The sequence below is a fragment of the Oceanobacillus aidingensis genome, assembly GCF_042654105.1.
Lineage (GTDB): Bacteria > Bacillota > Bacilli > Bacillales > Amphibacillaceae > Oceanobacillus > Oceanobacillus oncorhynchi.
Genome location: NZ_JBHSFT010000019.1, coordinates 1 through 15722, shown reverse-complemented (window position 1 = coordinate 15722; position 15722 = coordinate 1). Strand labels below are relative to the sequence as shown.

Annotated in this window: 17 protein-coding genes and 1 pseudogene; 9 read left to right on the top strand and 9 right to left on the bottom strand. The window is 40.1% G+C overall.

Annotated features, from left to right (window positions below):
- Positions 1-85: 85 nt before the first annotated feature.
- Together ACFO3P_RS12525 and ACFO3P_RS12520 are read left to right on the top strand one after the other, a co-directional pair.
- Positions 86-271: a hypothetical protein gene (locus ACFO3P_RS12525; protein ID WP_042533346.1), complete on the top strand. Its 186-nt coding sequence runs from the start codon at positions 86-88 to the stop codon at positions 269-271.
- 15 nt (positions 272-286) lie between these two features.
- Complete coding sequence (locus tag ACFO3P_RS12520) at positions 287-541, top strand: spore coat protein (RefSeq protein ID WP_042533348.1); 255 nt, start codon at positions 287-289, stop codon at positions 539-541.
- Between the two features lie 132 nt (positions 542-673).
- Here the strand turns inward: ACFO3P_RS12520 and ACFO3P_RS12515 are convergent, their stop codons facing one another.
- The gene (locus ACFO3P_RS12515) at positions 674-1291 is read right to left on the bottom strand and encodes a response regulator transcription factor (protein WP_226895178.1); all 618 of its coding nucleotides are present in this window, start codon (positions 1289-1291) and stop codon (positions 674-676) included.
- 426 nt (positions 1292-1717) lie between these two features.
- The gene (locus tag ACFO3P_RS12510; RefSeq protein ID WP_193065113.1) at positions 1718-2125 is read right to left on the bottom strand and encodes an SLAP domain-containing protein; all 408 of its coding nucleotides are present in this window, start codon (positions 2123-2125) and stop codon (positions 1718-1720) included.
- Between the two features lie 156 nt (positions 2126-2281).
- Here ACFO3P_RS12510 and ACFO3P_RS12505 point away from each other — a divergent pair, with 156 nt between their 5' ends.
- A complete protein-coding gene (locus ACFO3P_RS12505; RefSeq protein ID WP_042533352.1) occupies positions 2282-2497 on the top strand; it encodes a DUF2187 family protein in 216 nt (71 codons plus the stop codon).
- Between the two features lie 122 nt (positions 2498-2619).
- Here ACFO3P_RS12505 and ACFO3P_RS12500 read toward each other — a convergent pair whose 3' ends face one another.
- From ACFO3P_RS12500 to ACFO3P_RS12485, 4 genes and pseudogenes are all read right to left on the bottom strand, one after another.
- Complete coding sequence (locus tag ACFO3P_RS12500) at positions 2620-4503, bottom strand: PTS fructose transporter subunit IIABC (protein ID WP_289585446.1); 1884 nt, start codon at positions 4501-4503, stop codon at positions 2620-2622.
- 69 nt (positions 4504-4572) lie between these two features.
- Positions 4573-5004: pseudogene (locus tag ACFO3P_RS12495) on the bottom strand (PTS sugar transporter subunit IIA); the annotation flags it as partial.
- Positions 5005-5029: 25 nt separating this feature from the next.
- Positions 5030-5941, bottom strand: a complete 912-nt coding sequence (gene pfkB, locus ACFO3P_RS12490) for a 1-phosphofructokinase (protein ID WP_042533354.1) — start codon at positions 5939-5941, stop codon at positions 5030-5032.
- The gene (locus ACFO3P_RS12485) at positions 5942-6688 is read right to left on the bottom strand and encodes a DeoR/GlpR family DNA-binding transcription regulator (RefSeq protein WP_042533356.1); all 747 of its coding nucleotides are present in this window, start codon (positions 6686-6688) and stop codon (positions 5942-5944) included.
- A gap of 217 nt (positions 6689-6905) precedes the next feature.
- On the opposite strand from ACFO3P_RS12485, the gene ACFO3P_RS12480 reads away from it, so the two are divergent.
- Entirely contained in the window at positions 6906-7934 is a 1029-nt protein-coding gene (locus tag ACFO3P_RS12480) for a PTS sugar transporter subunit IIC (protein WP_289585438.1), read from the top strand.
- 442 nt (positions 7935-8376) lie between these two features.
- Here the strand turns inward: ACFO3P_RS12480 and ACFO3P_RS12475 are convergent, their stop codons facing one another.
- Entirely contained in the window at positions 8377-10290 is a 1914-nt protein-coding gene (locus ACFO3P_RS12475; RefSeq protein ID WP_289585437.1) for a vWA domain-containing protein, read from the bottom strand.
- 21 nt (positions 10291-10311) lie between these two features.
- On the bottom strand, positions 10312-11181 hold the full coding sequence (locus ACFO3P_RS12470) for an ATP-binding protein (RefSeq protein ID WP_175297044.1): 870 nt from the start codon (positions 11179-11181) through the stop codon (positions 10312-10314).
- 215 nt (positions 11182-11396) lie between these two features.
- Between ACFO3P_RS12470 and ACFO3P_RS12465 the strand changes: the two genes are divergently transcribed.
- Both ACFO3P_RS12465 and ACFO3P_RS12460 read left to right on the top strand, forming a co-directional pair.
- Positions 11397-12350 carry a D-2-hydroxyacid dehydrogenase gene (locus ACFO3P_RS12465; RefSeq protein ID WP_289585436.1) on the top strand — a complete coding sequence of 318 codons (954 nt, stop codon included), beginning with the start codon at positions 11397-11399 and terminating at the stop codon, positions 12348-12350.
- A gap of 47 nt (positions 12351-12397) precedes the next feature.
- The gene (locus ACFO3P_RS12460) at positions 12398-12928 is read left to right on the top strand and encodes a thermonuclease family protein (protein ID WP_052485027.1); all 531 of its coding nucleotides are present in this window, start codon (positions 12398-12400) and stop codon (positions 12926-12928) included.
- A 56-nt stretch (positions 12929-12984) separates the two neighbouring features.
- Here the strand turns inward: ACFO3P_RS12460 and ACFO3P_RS12455 are convergent, their stop codons facing one another.
- Positions 12985-13857 (bottom strand): GNAT family N-acetyltransferase, encoded by an 873-nt coding sequence (locus ACFO3P_RS12455; RefSeq protein WP_289585435.1) that lies wholly within the window; start codon positions 13855-13857, stop codon positions 12985-12987.
- Between the two features lie 170 nt (positions 13858-14027).
- On the opposite strand from ACFO3P_RS12455, the gene ACFO3P_RS12450 reads away from it, so the two are divergent.
- From ACFO3P_RS12450 to ACFO3P_RS12440, 3 genes are all read left to right on the top strand, one after another.
- Entirely contained in the window at positions 14028-14315 is a 288-nt protein-coding gene (locus tag ACFO3P_RS12450; protein ID WP_042533365.1) for a GNAT family N-acetyltransferase, read from the top strand.
- A complete protein-coding gene (locus ACFO3P_RS12445; RefSeq protein WP_042533367.1) occupies positions 14316-14546 on the top strand; it encodes an excisionase family DNA-binding protein in 231 nt (76 codons plus the stop codon).
- An 83-nt stretch (positions 14547-14629) separates the two neighbouring features.
- The gene (locus ACFO3P_RS12440) at positions 14630-15541 is read left to right on the top strand and encodes an RluA family pseudouridine synthase (protein ID WP_289585434.1); all 912 of its coding nucleotides are present in this window, start codon (positions 14630-14632) and stop codon (positions 15539-15541) included.
- Positions 15542-15722 lie beyond the last annotated feature (181 nt).

The window sequence follows — 15722 nt, the reverse complement described above, 5'->3', positions numbered from 1 at the left end:
TTCTTTATCGCACCTATCCAAAGGCATATAAATGAGTTCACCGGGCATAATAACCTTGATAAATTTTTGGAAAGGGGTTTGTCTGATGAACCAATTAACGCAAACAGAACTGGAAACATTGCGTAAGGTTATTGGAGAGCACGGGATGATTGTGAATAAGCTGGAGGCATATGCTGAACAGGCACAAGATCCGGAGTTTAAATCAATCCTGCAATTTGATGCGCAGGATGCTCGTAATGCACAACAACAATTAATGTCATTTTTACAGTAGGAGGGTGATTTGAAAATGTTTCAGGATAAAGAGATGGTAAATGATTATTTAAACGGTCTTAATGCAAGTTTGAAAGGTTACGCCGGTTATATTTCTGAATCGAATAACCCTGCGTTGCGCCAAAAATTTGTAGAACTAAGAAATCGGGACGAAGCACGCCAATTGAAAGTATATCAATATGCATTGCAGCATGGTTATTATCAGCCTGGTCAAACAGCAACACCTCAAGAAGTACAACAAGTGCAAACAGAATTATCTCAGGGCAGCTAATAGCTGAAAAGAGAGTGTGTAAAGCATAAAGTGCAGTTTTAGAATGCCTGAGTGCTTTACAAACCATTCATTATAAAAACGAGAAGTCTATATATTTCATAGGCTTCTCGTTTTAGTTATACTTTTTATTTTTTAGATCCAGCCTTTCCGATACGCTAACAGCATCGCATTCGTCCGGTCATTAACATTTAACTTACGTAAAACGGTGGTTACATGGTTTTTCACTGTTTTATCAGAGATTTCTAAGTTATTGGCAATAATTTCATTGTTGTTTCCTCTGGATATTTCAAGTAAAACATCCCATTCCCGTTTGGTAAGAAGACCATCCGGACGGGATTGTAACGTAGAAGATAAAGTTAAAAATTCATCGTGTAATGCTTTAGCTAACTCGGGGTAAACATAAATGCATCCTTCATTGATAAAACGGATTCCTGATATGATTTCATTCAGGCTCATATTTTTAACAAAATATCCATCTATATCAAATTCATACAATCGGATAATATCCTTCATATGCAAATTAGGCAGGATGATTGCAATTTTAACATCCTTTAATTGTTCCTGTTCAAGAATGCGTGTAATATCGTTGTATTGATAAATTGGGATCATAATTAAATCCGGTATATTTGATGAATCAAGTTGAAAATCATCCAAATCTCTTAAAGATAGGATTGAAATATTTAAATTTGTTTTTTCAGATAACGTAAATGCGTCAATAAAATTCAAAGTTGAATTCGAAGTTGGTGTCATACTCAATATTATCCTCTCCTGTCATTTGAGCAAGTATTTTCGTGATGTCAATATAAAATGAATAATTATGCGATGTTGATTCTTGAAGCTGACTTACAGGTTTCGACTAATCTGTTCGAGCTTTTAATACTATAAGGGCAGGGATATGGATTTTCAACTTGTTCATGATGAAACCTATCTTCAAATATAGCATAGGATTGTATGAATTAAAATCTTGTAATAGTTTTTTAATAAAAAATGATAGTTAAATCCCGGTTTAAAAAAGAAAAAGTACCTACCTATGCATGAATATCCAAGTAATATACTAATTATAAAACGAAACTTAGTTCAAAGGGTACGTTTTTTAATCTATTTTCCGGTTCCAGATTTAACCAGTAAATATAATGACGGTTATTTTTCATCATAATTAGCCATTATCCGTCATAATCAATCAGGAGGATCAAGGTCGTTTAAGTTGTGACAAATTAAGCTGCCATGTAAGTTAATAGAGCTGTTTATAAAGCTGGATTCCGGAAAAATAAATGTCCAGGGCATGCTAGAGTCTGGAGGCACATAAACTCTTTCTAAAGTGAATGTCTTTTCGGCTTTTACTGCGTTGTCTTCTACGTATTTTAGTGTGGTGTCTCCAAAGGAATACGCTTGGCCGCTATAATTATTTATTAAAACAGTAACCAATAAATCAGACCGGTGATTTCTTGCTTGCCATAAAGGGGTAAATGTTATTTGTTTACCGGCAGTATTCGGCAATACGAATTTTTGAAACGTTTGTTCAATTTTAAGACGGTCTGTATCGGGAAGCGCTTTATCCCATTTAGGGTCAAAAACAAGGTTCATAACAAATCCTCCTTAAGATACCTTGATTATATAAGATTCGAGCGTAGAAATAAATTTTTAGCGTTTCTTTTGAAAAAAAATATAATTCCTTATACACTTGTGGTACGATGAATGAGGTAAATTACTAGTTCGCTATTGATACAGGGAGGTTATAACATGGAAGAAGAAAATTTAGAACAAGAACCGGTGAAGCAGGAGGATATTGCTGAGGTCGGTGAAACGATTAGTATTGTTCGCGGTGAATATAAAGGTAAGAAAGCAGAAGTGCTTATTATCCGCGAGAATTCAGTTATTGTCCGTATCGGAAATCACCCATCTACAGGGGAACCGATCAAAACCGTAGTTAACCATAAAAATTACAAGAGAAAATAGTTTCGATATAATAAAGAGCTCTGGCATCGCAATGATGCCAGAGCTTTTTTATATATTAGAAAAAGAGGCAAGTTCAACATTTGTCGAACTCGCCCCTTGAAAATCCAGGTATGGATTCTTTCTTATTTGGAAACTGGTTTTTTCCATATACCAAGTATTAACGCTGAGATAACTGTACCAATAAGTAATGATAGTAAGAAGAACCACCATGCATTACCTAATAAAACAACGAAAATACCGCCATGTGGTGCTGGAATGGTACTATGGAAGAATTGAGTCAATCCTCCAGCGATTGCAGCACCGATAACAGATGAGGTAATCACGCGTAATGGATCAGCAGCTGCGAATGGAATAGCGCCTTCTGTAACAAAGGATAGCCCCATTATATAATTCGCTGTTCCAGATTTACGCTCATCTGGGGTGAATTTATTTTTAAAGAACGTTGTTGCCAGAGCGATTGCTAAAGGAGGAACCATACCACCAATCATGGCAGCTGCCATAAATGCTCCATCTCCTGTATCATTAAAGATTCCGATAGAGAAAGTATAAGCAGCTTTATTAAATGGCCCACCCATATCGATAGCCATCATGCCGCCAAGAAGGATACCGAGTATAACAATATTTCCTGTTCCCATACCTTCAAGGAAACTAAGGATGAAACTATTTAGCTTAGAAAAAACTGGTCCAATTGCAAAGTACATTGCTGTTCCCGTGGCAAGTAACCCGAGCACAGGATATAATAAAATTGGTTTAAGACTTGCTAAAGACTGTGGCAGATCTTTTAATAAGTGTTTGATTAATACCACCAAGTAACCAGCTACAAAACCACCGATAAGACCGCCGATAAAACCGGCGTCACTCTGTACTGCCATCATACCAGCTACAATACCAGGCATTAAACCAGGTCTGTCGCCGATACTCATGGCGATATAACCAGCAAGAATTGGGATTAAGAAATTAAATGCTGTACCTCCTACGCTGTTAAAGAATAAGAAGAATTCTGATTCACTTCCTAAGAAACTTTCAAACAAGAAGGAAATAGCCATTAAAATCCCGCCACCAATAACAAATGGAAGCATATGGGAAATCCCGTTCATTAAATCCTTATAAATCTTACCCCAGGCGGATTGTTTTTCATATTCGCCGTCTTCTTCAGATTTTTCCCCGGAGTCACGATAAATGGGAGCATCTTGCGCCGATGCTTTGGTAATAAGTTCCTCTGCTTTTTTAATGCCGTCTACAACCGGTCGCTCAACAACGTGCTTGCCATCAAAGCGGGCCATTTCCACTTTTTTGCTGGCAGCAATGATAACGCCGGAAGCACGCTCAATGTCTTCGTTTGTTAAATGGTTTTTCGTACCGTCTGAACCATTTGTTTCTACTTTGATGTCTACATTCATTTCTTTTGCTTTTTTCTTGAGAGCATCCTCTGCCATATAGGTATGGGCAATACCAGTAGGACAAGCGGTTACTGCTACGACGAAAGGTTTTTCATCACTGCTGGCAGAACTGCCTGATTCGGGCGCCTCTGCTTTTTCCTCTGTTGTATCCTCTTGTGTTGCATCAAGGAACAACTGCTGCACTTCATCCGGAGTAGATGCTTCTTTCAGTTTTGCTACAAAGACAGGTTCCATCAACAGTTTGGAAAGAGCAGCCAGTGTTTGTAAGTGCGTATCGTTTCCGCCTTCAGGGACAGCAATCATAAAGAAAAGGTGTGCAGGCTGTCCGTCTAAGGAATTATAATCTACTCCAATTTTACTTTTAGCAAATAGAACAGTAGGTTCGGTTACTGCTTTTGTCTTTGCATGCGGCATTGCAATACCGTCGCCTAACCCGGTAGAGGACTGTTCTTCACGAGCCAATATAGCTTCTTTAAAAGATGCCTGCTCTGTTAAAACATTATGCTTATAAAGGTTTGCAATCATTTCATCTATTGCTGCTTCTTTGGATGAAGCTTGAAGGTCTAAGAGCATGACGTCTTTTTTCAATAGGTCGGTGACATTCATCTCTTCGTTTTTATCTTCCGCTGCTTCATCTTCCGGAGCATCGTTTTCTTCGGTTGCTTCTGCAAAAAGCGCTTGTACTTCATCTGGAGTGCCTGCTTCTTTTAATTTACCTGTAAAATCCGGTTCCATTAAAAGACGGGATAGCGCTGCGATGGTTTGCAGATGCGTATCACTTCCATCATCAGGAACAGCAATCATAAAGAAGAGGTGGGCAGGCTGTCCATCTAAGGAATCATAATCGATTCCTGCTTCACTTTTAGCGAATAAGACAGTAGGTTCAGTTACAGCTGCTGTTTTCGCATGTGGCATGGCGATTCCGTCACCGAGGCCGGTGGAGGATTGGTCTTCGCGAGCCAGGATAGCTTCTTTAAATGATGCTTGTTCTGTTATAATGCCATTTTTATAAAGACTTGAAATCATTTCATCAATGACAGCTTCTTTCGATGTGCCTTGAAGGTTTAAAATCATAACATCTTTTTTTAATAAATCGGTTACCTGCATGTTTCTCATCCTTTCTATTTAAAAATTAAATGGTTTCTACTTGGATTTGGGAACGCAGCTTTTCAATGGCTTCTGCAGTAGCCAGGTCTTCTGAAAAAGCAGTAGCGCTGCCAGAAGCAACTGCTGTTTTAAATGATTCGGCCGGATCTCCCGATTTTAAGAAGGAGCTGATAAATCCTGCAACCATGGAGTCGCCGGCACCTACGGAGTTAATCAGCTTTCCTTTTGGTGCTTTTGCTTTATAGTTTCCCTGTTTCGTGATAAGTAATGCACCATCTCCACCCATGGAAATAATCACGTGTTTTGCCCCTCTTTCTAAGAGCTTTTTCCCGTAAGCGATGACTTCTTCATCTGTTTGCAGCTTCACATCAAATAATGCTTCCAGCTCATGAATATTCGGCTTCACTAATAACGGCTGGTAGCTCAAGGATGCTTCAAGGGCAGCACCTGTTGTATCAATCGCAAACGCAGCACCTTGATCGGTTGCTCTTTGGATTAATTGCTCATAGAAGTTGTCTGGAAGGGAAGGGGGCTTGCTTCCGGATAAAATTACCGTATCTCCATCCTTCACTTCTTCAAATTGCTTCAGGAACCTTGCCACTTCTTCATCCGATAAAGCAGGACCGCGTCCATTTATTTCGGTTTCCTGATCAGCTTTCAGCTTAATATTGATGCGGGTATCTTCCTGGATATTAACAAAGTTTGTCCGAACATCTAATTCGTCTAAAGCATCTTCAATAAATTTTCCGGTAAAGCCTCCGACAAATCCAAGAGCAACAGCGTCTGCCCTGAGTGCCTTTAAAATTCGTGATACATTGATGCCTTTTCCGCCGGGGAGCTTATAATCATTATTCATATAACTCAGCCCGCCTAAATCCAATTTGTCGACCGGAACAATATAGTCAATCGATGGATTTAAAGTGATTGTATAGATCATCTAATCTACCTCCAAAATAGTTGTGTGATTTAAATAGGGTTGGTGAATCGTTGATATTTTATCCGTAATAAACGTTACATCCGAGAAATTACATATTTTTGCGAAACTGACTTTGTTCCATTTGCTGTCATCTGCAAGAAAATATGTGTCTGAAGCTCTTTCAATAGCAAGCTGTTTCATTGTTGCTTCCTCCGGATCCGGCGTGGTACAGCCATATGTCATATCAATGCTGTCTACGCCGAGAAAGGCTTTAGTGAATTGATAATTCATTAAAGAATGTTGACTTGGCGCGCCCACCATTGCTTTTGTGGAATGCTTTAATTTACCGCCTACGAGATAGGCTTCAATTTGTCTGTCTGCAAGCATCGAAGCATGGGCAATACCGTTTGTTACAACGGTAATCGACAAATTAGCAAGATGCGGTATCATCTCCAGTGTTGTCGTCCCTGCATCTAAATAAATCACATCATTCTCTTCTAAAAGGGAGGCAGCATGCCTTCCTATATTTTTCTTTTGTTGACTGTTTTTGACTGTTTTCTCCTGATAGGTCAATTCCGCTCCAAATGTAGCGTTCAATTTTGCTCCGCCGTGGATGCGGAGCAGGAGCCCTTTTTCTTCTAGATGAGCAAGATCCCTACGTATAGTGGACTCAGAGCAGTTAAGTCTCTCGATTAAATCTACAGACTTAACTACACCGCTTTCATTTAGACGATGTAAAATAAATTGATGGCGTTCATCTGTCAGCATTACTTTCACCTCTTAATGATAGAATATCATTAAATTCAGTCGGAAACAACCAAAAACGTTCATTTTCATCGAAAAGATAAACATTCAGAAAAAAATAATTATTGACGCAAAAAAGAAATGGGTTTATGATAAATAGCACTTTCTGTTTAGAATTAAATAACATTTCCCACTAATTTAAAGAAAAGGAAATTAAGTGAATTATTAGGAGGTACGAAAAGTGAAAGAGTCAACAAAGAAATACATAATTGATCGAATGTACAAAGCATCACAAGGATTGGCGAACGCCGTCTTAGTGACGCTTGGTATCGGATTGTTGATTGAAACAATCGGAACATTTACAGGGTGGGAAGGTTTTCTATTGATTGGTAATGCAGCTCAGCTGATGCTGGCGCCGGCGATTGGAGCTGGAATAGCCTATCAGCTTGGGGGAAATACATTAGTTATTTTTGGAGCGATGGCTTCCAGTACGGTTGGCGCGAATGCTTTATCTATGACGGCTGACGGAAGCTGGACGCTTATTACAGGACAGCCTATCAGCGCAGTACTGGCTGCTGTTATTGCTACCTGGGTCGGAAAGCGTGTAACAGGGAAAACATCGCTTGATATGATGGCAATTCCGTTTTGTTCTATTTTTGTAGGGGGAGTTGCAGGTGTTGGTTTAGCGGCCGTGACAACCCCATTACTTGAGAAAATCAGTGCAATCATCGCAAGCTCTACTACAGGGTCTCCGTTTATTTCAGCGATTGTTATTTCATTAATTTGGAGTATCTTTTTAATGTCGCCGGCATCTTCCGCGGCTATAGCCATTGCACTACAGCTTGATCCCGTATCAAGTGCTGCGGCATTGATTGGTTGCACAGCTCAATTTGTAGGGTTCACTGCCATGTCGGTCAAACAAAACAATTTAGGTGCAAATATTGCACAATTCTTCTTAACGCCGAAAGTGCAGGTCCCAAATATTGTGAAGAATCCGCGCTTAGTTATCGGACCGTTTGTATCATCGATTATCTGTGCACCCATTGCTATTTTAATATTTGATTTTGAAGTACCCTATGAGCTAGCCGGTTTAGGATTAAACTCGTTTATTGCGCCATTAAATATTTTAGCCAACCAAGGTGCGGGCGTTTTAGTCATGTATATTGTAGTTGGTGTGATTACGCCGGCAATTATTTCTGTAATGACTTACAAGGCACTGCAGATGAAAGGCTGGGCAAAAACAGGCGATCTGCACATGGAAGTTCAATAAAGCTATCCAGGTTATATTGGTTTGGAAATAAAATTCAGAAAAATAGTATATATTTGCATTTAATCATAAAAGGCGAGCATTTCCGAAAAATGCTCGCCTTTTGTATGGGGAAAAAACACTTTATCACGGAGAACCGTCCGTAAAACTCCCGCCTCAAAATAAAGCGTAAAAATAAATTTATTTAGGCGGGAGATAACGGACGCTAACTCCCTGAATCACTCAGCTAACACTCAGTGGGAGAATTAAGGAAGCAGACTAAGTTCGCGACGTCCTGGGGTTGCGATTACTCACCCCACCGAAAACATTTGTCGCAACGTCTGCACTAGCACATCCTGGGACTGGGACTGCGATTACTCGTCCCATCGAAGTGCTTTTGCGATTACTCGCCCCATCGGAAACATTTGTGCGTCGAAAGACTCCCACTGAGTGAAGTTTCGTTTTATCAAATTGCTTTCAGTAATAAACGCTTGAGCAGCGGAGTGAAATGCTCTGGCAGGGCGCTCACATCTGGAACCATGATGCGTTCTTTCCCGTAAATATTTTGCATCATTGTATCATCGTTTTCTTCAATCTGACCGTTTGCGAGAAACATTCCAACTACATCAATCTGATGCTTGCGGGCATCGGCTACAGCCTGATACGTATCCACAATGCCATTCTGGTCATAGCCGGAAGCTGCCGGCTGTCCGTCGGAAAAAATCAGCAGAAATTTATTTTTCTCGCTGCGGGGAATTAATTTTTTAGTGACATGACGAATACTGAAGCCATCTCGATTGTCTTCTTGTGCTTCCAGCTGCATAATTTTAGCTCCTTGCTCTTTATACAAAGAATCCTCCACAGTCTGGATATATTGCAGATAATTCGGCTGGTAGCTGTCACTCGCTTTATTGGCATCCTCCCAGAAACCGATGATTTCATGCGGAATGCGCAGCTCTTTTAACACTTCATGAAACAGGGTCACACCGCGTTTTGTTTCTTCCATCTTGTTCTCCATCGAGGCAGAGCAATCAATCAATAGGGTGAAGACCGCATCGAATTTTTTTGATTCCTGTTCCTTTTTATAAAATACACGTGGAGAATCCTCTAAAAAGATAGGAAGCAGTTTTTTAGAGAGCCTGCCAAATAATAAATCTGTTCTCGGTGTATCCTGTTTATGCTCTAACGTTAATTGAATGGTTTTGGCAAGTTTTCTTTTAAAGGGATCAATTTCCTCTACAAACTGCCGGTATTGTAATTGTTCATCCTCTGTAGGAGTCTCTGCATACTCTGTAAACATCTGTGCATGTTCATTTTCTTTCCCAAAGCTTGATTCACTACTGTTTTCAGAAGTGTTTTCTTCTTTGGTCAGCGTTTCCTTATCGGAATAGTCATTTTGTTTACTCTGACCGGAAGTTCCTTGAATCGCAGCCATTGCTTGATCGCCGTCTTCTGTTTCCCGGGCACCGCCGCCAAGCATCGAGGTTTTTGTGCCTTGCTCCAACTCAAATTGCAGAAAGTTTTGCTTGCGGTCATCATTTTTATTTTCACGATGCCAGGTAGAGAAGGTTTCATCGAAGTATTCATTTTCTTCATTTGTTTCTTCCTGCTGGTCGTCATTCACTAACGGATCGGTACGTGTTAATTCATCAAACAGCGTATTTTTTTCATACGATTCGACATGCCCGATTGGCAGGATGAAGTATTCGTGAATTGAATCTGTATAGCCTGCTTGCTGCATTTTTCGCATGATTTGTTCGGTCAACGCCACATTATCACGTGTATGCTTTGTCTCAAAGACGCTGTACAGATGCCCTTTTATACTGTCGAGCATCTCCAGCTGTGCTTTCTCCACACGAGGAAACCCCGGGTCTGGCTGATTGGCAAAAAGCAATAAATAAATCATACAAAATATTTCATCGGTTGCATAGCTGCGTGTGACATTGGACTGCAGCTGGGTCGTGAAATAGTGATGGAAATACGCTCGCCTGTAAGAAAAGTTTCGCTTCGTGCCCGGACGTTCTTTCCGGATTGCGTCCTCTAAACGAATGTCTTCTAATAATGTCATCAGCTGAATTGCGAATTTGGGAAGAAGGGAATCTTCCCAATCCTTTTTGAATTGCTGCAGGATTTTTACATCGGTCTGATGCAGGGTGCCTAATGTGCGCAGGATGACATCTGATTTCGCGCCCGCTTCCTGCATTTCAGCCGGGAGACGGTCCCAAAAACGGCCAGCGGTTACTTTGTTTTCTGTTATATCAATAAAGGAACCAAAGCTGGACTCGAATTGCAATTGTTCATTCTTCGCCAAAACAGTCGTTAAATCCTGCAATTGCATAAATAAATGGGTGTCAACCTTTGTTTGGTGAAATCGGTACATATCAAAGTTACTCCTCTTTAATTAAAATAACGTGTCTGCCAAATTCCCCACAAACGCTTTCTCACGATCTTCTTCGAGCTTATCCACAATACTGCGTAAAATAGCGCGTTTAGGCGGAAGATAGGTTGAGAGGTCGCAAGCATCCAGCAGGGCGCGGATAGAAGCAGCATCCTCTGACAATTTTCCTTGACTTACCGCTGTGATCAAATCATTGGATAGTGTCACAAAACGCCCAATCAGCTGTTTGTCTGTCAGTTTGGTCGATTCAGTAATTAATTGTTCCAGCTGTTCTCCTTGAATATAAGGTACGTCAATGACAATGAAACGGTTTTTTAATGCTTCGTTTAAAGGAACTGTTCCAATATAGCCTTCGTTGATCGCCGCGATAACGCCAAACCCGTCTGCAGCAGTCACAATCTCGTTGGTGAAAGGGTTCGTAATCGTTCGGCGATAATCTAAAACACCATTAATCAACGGCAAGGTTTCCGGCTTAGCCATATTAATTTCATCAATATAAAGAAATGTTCCCTGCTTCATTGCATTGGTAACTGGCCCCGGAACAAATTCAATTGTCTGTTTTTCTTCTTCATAAGCAAGCGTTTTGAACCCCATCAAGCTTTCTGCATCTAAGTCAACGGAACAGTTTACACTGTACATCGGCCGCTGAAAAAGAGAGGAGAGGGTTTCCGCAAATTTTGTTTTCCCAGCGCCGGTCGGTCCTTTTAATAATATATTTTTACCCATACTTAATGCGACAATGGCATCAATCAATAAATCATCGCTTGGCGGGAGGTATCCGCCGGAACGAATCAATTCCTCGCGATCTGTTACTTCTTTTTTATTATTTTCAAGCAGCTCTTGGACTGCCTCAGGTAATTGAATAGCATTCATTATTGTTTCTCCTTTCGAAATCCATTGCTGTGATTCCGTTTTATCAATGTCTTTAAATAGATATAGGCTCCGTTCACAATTGTATTACTTGTTCTCGAAAAATACAAAGAATGCGCAGTCGTTGCGATATGGCTGAGCAATTGCTAAGATAATGATAAGAATATAGAGACAGGTACCATCGATGTTTATGAGAATGGTGTCGGATAGGAGGATATATGGCAAAAAGGACGATGGCAATTCATTTAAATCTGGAGGATACGTATGTAGAAGAAATAAAAAAGGCTGCTCCAGACTGGGAAATCCATACAGGCAAAGAACTTTCTGATGATATTCTGAAGCAAGCAGAAATCCTTGTTAATTGGCGCAAGGATAAAGAAAGTACCTATCTGGAAAGCAATCAGCTGAAATGGGTACAATCCTGGAGTGCAGGGGTCGATTCGTTAAACTTAGATAAAATTGTGGAAAAGAACATTCAATTAACAAGCGCAAACGGGGTGCACAGCTATCCGATTTCCGAAACAATTTTTGCGTATATTCTAGGATTTACACGGTTAATTCATACTTATGTCAGACAGCAGCAGGAAAAAGTATGGCACCACGCAAAACTTCGCGGGGAAATCCATAACAAGACAATGGCAGTGCTTGGCACAGGGAAAATAGGACAGGAAACAGCTAAAATAGCAAAAGCCTTTGGGATGAAGGTGCTTGGAGTCCGTCATTCAGGGAAAGCTGCAGAAAATGTGGATGAAATGTATCAGCCGCATCAATTAGATAAAGTACTTCCGCAAAGTGATTATGTAGTTGTTACTTTGCCATTAAAAGAGGATACCCATCGTCTGATTGGCGCAGAGCAATTTAAACAGATGAAAAACGATGCTTTCTTTGTCAATATCGGACGAGGGTCAATTGTTGATGAGAAAGCGCTGATTGAGGCGTTAGAGAATAATGAAATTGCCGGTGCCGGGCTGGATGTATTTGAAAAGGAACCGTTAGAAGCATCTAATCCGCTTTGGGAGATGGAAAATGTCATTTTGACACCGCATACCGCAGGAGCAACGGAGTTTTATAATCAGCGTGTGATTGAAGATATTTTTATTCCGAATTTAAAGAACTATTTAGATGGGAAAGCGCCGTCGATTAATCTATACCAGCATGAACGTGGTTATTAATAAATAATTCAAAAAAAAGAATATGGATAATGGTAAGGATGTAAGAAATGAAAAAGCTGTTTATTCTGTTCGCGTCGCTGTTTGTTTTAACAGGATGCGAGCTGCTGGATTTTTTAGAAGACAATGAACCGGCAGAAGGAAGAGAATTAGTCACTGTGGAACGGGTCGTTGATGGTGATACTGTGATTGTTCATCTGGAAGATGGAACAAGAGAGCGGGTCCGCTTACTCTTGATTGATACCCCGGAAAGTGTGAAGCCTGATACGGAAGTACAGCCATTTGGCGAGGAAGCAAGTGATTTTGCCAAAGAACTGATGCCGGAAGGGGAAACGGTCGAGTTAGAAAGAGGAAATCCTGAAAGAGACGATTACGACCGGATGCTTGCCTATATCTGGGCAGATGGTGATAATGTTAACCAGTTATTAGTCGAAGAAGGGTATGCAAGGGTCGGCTTTGTGTATGAGCCGAATACAAAGTACTTAGAAGAGCTGGAGCAAGCGCAGGAAGAGGCAAAAGAACATGGAGAAAATATCTGGTCAATTCCCGGCTATGCAGAAAGCAGGTTTCACGAATATTAAAAAGCATGAAGGCTAAAAGCAGGCGATGTATCTTTTAAATGCATCGCCTGCTTTTTTTAGAGGTTTGCCCACGCTTCTCTGTCTATTCCATAGAGCAGCCACGGAGAATCTAATTCAAATGGATGAGCATTAGGCAGCTGGTCGATAATGGCTGCGGGAATATCAATCCATACATGGACTTTCTTATCTGGATGCTGTATTTGTAACGCATGCTGCGCTTTCGCAATCGTATTCCATAACCCTCTGCGCTGAAATAAATCTTTATATGGGTAAATAGCGTGAAGATACACCTCTTTTTTTATATTTTTCTTTGTAATTAATGGAGGATGGCCATTCTCTTGAAAGAATCGCCAGCTCTTTATTTGATCTTCTTGAAAAAGCTTAGGCGAGCTTAGAAAAGGATAATAGCATTCAAGCGGAAAAAACGTATTTTCATGAACATGGTATGTATTTAATAATTTCAGTTTTTCATCTGTCTGCGTTATTTCCCGCCAAGTTTCCTCTGCACCTGATATGCCATCCAATGTTTTTGCTGTACATCCATAAAATTCGGTCTGCTTTTCCAAATCGATACGGTTCAATACCTTTTGTGCCGGAGCGTTATGAGCTTGTGTGTTTGCACCTGCCCATTCCACGTCTTTGTTTTGGAATGCCTGATCCAGCACGTATTTAGTTATCCGATTGGAATACCCGTTTCCTTGATAACGAATATCGCTTCTTAATCTGCCTAGCATGGCATAGGCGGATGCGAAAACAGAATAGCCGGCTGTGCTGACTAATTGATTATTATAAAAAAGTCCAAAAAGTACGTGGTTTCCAGTACATAAAATCTCAAAAATGCGTATAATATAATCATCTTCTATTTCTGTCTGCATATTTTCCATTAATATTTTATCGGATGGTAATAATTGTCGGATATAAGTATTCAAAAAATCACCTCATGTTCATTGTAGAAAGAAGTATCTGGTTTCGTCCAGCAATCTATTTTAAAAAAAGAGTTTAATTTCTTAATATTTAAAACGCTTACAAAAATAATGTCTTGAGACCAGAAACTTGAAAGAGTATAATGAAAGAAATGTAGATATTTAGGAGGGCTAACATGGCTACCATTCATAAAGGAGAAACAAAATTTTACGTTGGGGAGGATATCAAGGATCCGGAAGCAGAAATTACTTTTGTACAATCAGGATCGAACCGTTTAGTTATTGATCATACGTATGTGGCAAAAGAACTCCGAAGCCAGGGGATTGCTCAACAGCTGCTGGAGCAAGTTGTTCTATATGCACGAGAAAACGACAAATATATTATCCCTTTATGCCCGTTTGCAAAAAAACAAATGCAGAAAAATGAAGCGTATCATGACGTCCTTCAAAAGCAATTTATTTAAATGTATCTAACAATCAAAGAAACAGCAGCGTATTTATCAATAGATGAATCCATTGTGCGTACTTATGTTTTACAAGGGAAGATACGTGCGATTTATGATGGGGAAAACTATTTAATCAATAAAGAACAATTTACAACATATTTCGAACAGGTCGAGAAGTATAGGAAGGTCATTCAAGCATACTTAGATGAACCAATCCCAGAGGATATTGATGTGAAGGATGAGGACTAGCTTTTATACGCAAGGGTGTATATACTGAAAAAGGTTTGTGAAAAATGAAATTCTATACGGTGTAAGAATAAAGGAGATTTAACATGAAAAACAAAAAACGTCCCCGATCGAAAAAAGCTGCGCCATTTTTGACTTATGAAGTTACGGAATCGGGAGAACTATTTCCTTTTCTAAGAGAGGTTCTAGAAAACCGCAGCCGTAATTCGGTAAAGTCTATTTTAACCAGAGGGCAGGTTTCTGTGGATGATCGCATCCAAACACAGCATAATTACATGCTGGAAAAGGGACAGGTTGTTAAAATATTAAAGAATAAAGAAGCGGTGAAGCAGGAAATCTTTATTGGCATGTCCATCGTTTATGAGGATGAAGATATCATTGTCATCGATAAAGAAGCAGGTCTGCTTTCAATTGCAACAAAGGAAGAAAGAAGACAAACTGCTTTTCATCAGCTGATGGATTATGTGAAACAGGAGGATCCGGCCAATCGTATCTTTGTCGTCCACCGCTTAGACAAGGAAACATCTGGAGTGATGGTTTTTGCAAAAAGCGAGAAGGTAAAACGCAAACTTCAGGATAATTGGAAGGATATAGTGAAAGAACGAACCTATGTCGTTTTAGTGGAAGGACAGGTTACTAAAGAAAAAGGTTATATTGTTTCCTGGTTAAAAGAAAGTCCGACACATAAGATGTACTCCAGCCGGGTTAAAAATGACGGTCAGCGGGCAGCGACACGTTATCGGGTTATTCAATCCAATCAACGTTTTTCTTTACTGGAGGTAGAGCTGGAAACGGGCAGAAAGAATCAAATCCGGGTTCATATGCAAGAGCTGGGCCATCCGGTAGTAGGCGATAAGAAATACGGCGGCGGAAATCGCCGTGTACTTGGCCGGCTGGGTCTGCACGCAAAAGCGCTGGCACTTTACCATCCGAAAACAAATACACTGATGTTTTTCCGTTCAGATGTTCCTAAATCTTTCTATCATAAATCGAAATAGTAATCATAAAAGCCATTATCCAATTGTGCATGGATAATGGCTTTTTTTCATATAGGAAGAAGAAATACAGCCCAATAAGGCTCTATACTGAATGTGGTGGTGTCCTCCGTTCCATCGCCAGATGGAACGGAGGCAAAAAAATACACTCCTTTTCCTCTCTCTGATAACCTTGAGTTGTCGA

Bases quoted from the DNA above. Each gene is read 5' to 3' on its own strand.
- ACFO3P_RS12475 (WP_289585437.1), bottom strand. From the start codon at position 10,290: ATGTACCGATTTCACCAAACAAAGGTTGACACCCATTTATTTATGCAA.
- pfkB (WP_042533354.1), bottom strand. From the start codon at position 5,941: ATGATCTATACAATCACTTTAAATCCATCGATTGACTATATTGTTCCG.
- ACFO3P_RS12470 (WP_175297044.1), bottom strand. From the start codon at position 11,181: ATGAATGCTATTCAATTACCTGAGGCAGTCCAAGAGCTGCTTGAAAAT.
- ACFO3P_RS12465 (WP_289585436.1), top strand. From the start codon at position 11,397: ATGGCAAAAAGGACGATGGCAATTCATTTAAATCTGGAGGATACGTAT.
- ACFO3P_RS12440 (WP_289585434.1), top strand. From the start codon at position 14,630: ATGAAAAACAAAAAACGTCCCCGATCGAAAAAAGCTGCGCCATTTTTG.
- ACFO3P_RS12505 (WP_042533352.1), top strand. From the start codon at position 2,282: ATGGAAGAAGAAAATTTAGAACAAGAACCGGTGAAGCAGGAGGATATT.
- ACFO3P_RS12485 (WP_042533356.1), bottom strand. From the start codon at position 6,688: ATGCTGACAGATGAACGCCATCAATTTATTTTACATCGTCTAAATGAA.
- ACFO3P_RS12460 (WP_052485027.1), top strand. From the start codon at position 12,398: ATGAAAAAGCTGTTTATTCTGTTCGCGTCGCTGTTTGTTTTAACAGGA.
- ACFO3P_RS12510 (WP_193065113.1), bottom strand. From the start codon at position 2,125: ATGAACCTTGTTTTTGACCCTAAATGGGATAAAGCGCTTCCCGATACA.
- ACFO3P_RS12450 (WP_042533365.1), top strand. From the start codon at position 14,028: ATGGCTACCATTCATAAAGGAGAAACAAAATTTTACGTTGGGGAGGAT.
- ACFO3P_RS12500 (WP_289585446.1), bottom strand. From the start codon at position 4,503: ATGAATGTCACCGACCTATTGAAAAAAGACGTCATGCTCTTAGACCTT.
- ACFO3P_RS12515 (WP_226895178.1), bottom strand. From the start codon at position 1,291: ATGACACCAACTTCGAATTCAACTTTGAATTTTATTGACGCATTTACG.
- ACFO3P_RS12525 (WP_042533346.1), top strand. From the start codon at position 86: ATGAACCAATTAACGCAAACAGAACTGGAAACATTGCGTAAGGTTATT.
- ACFO3P_RS12520 (WP_042533348.1), top strand. From the start codon at position 287: ATGTTTCAGGATAAAGAGATGGTAAATGATTATTTAAACGGTCTTAAT.
- ACFO3P_RS12445 (WP_042533367.1), top strand. From the start codon at position 14,316: ATGTATCTAACAATCAAAGAAACAGCAGCGTATTTATCAATAGATGAA.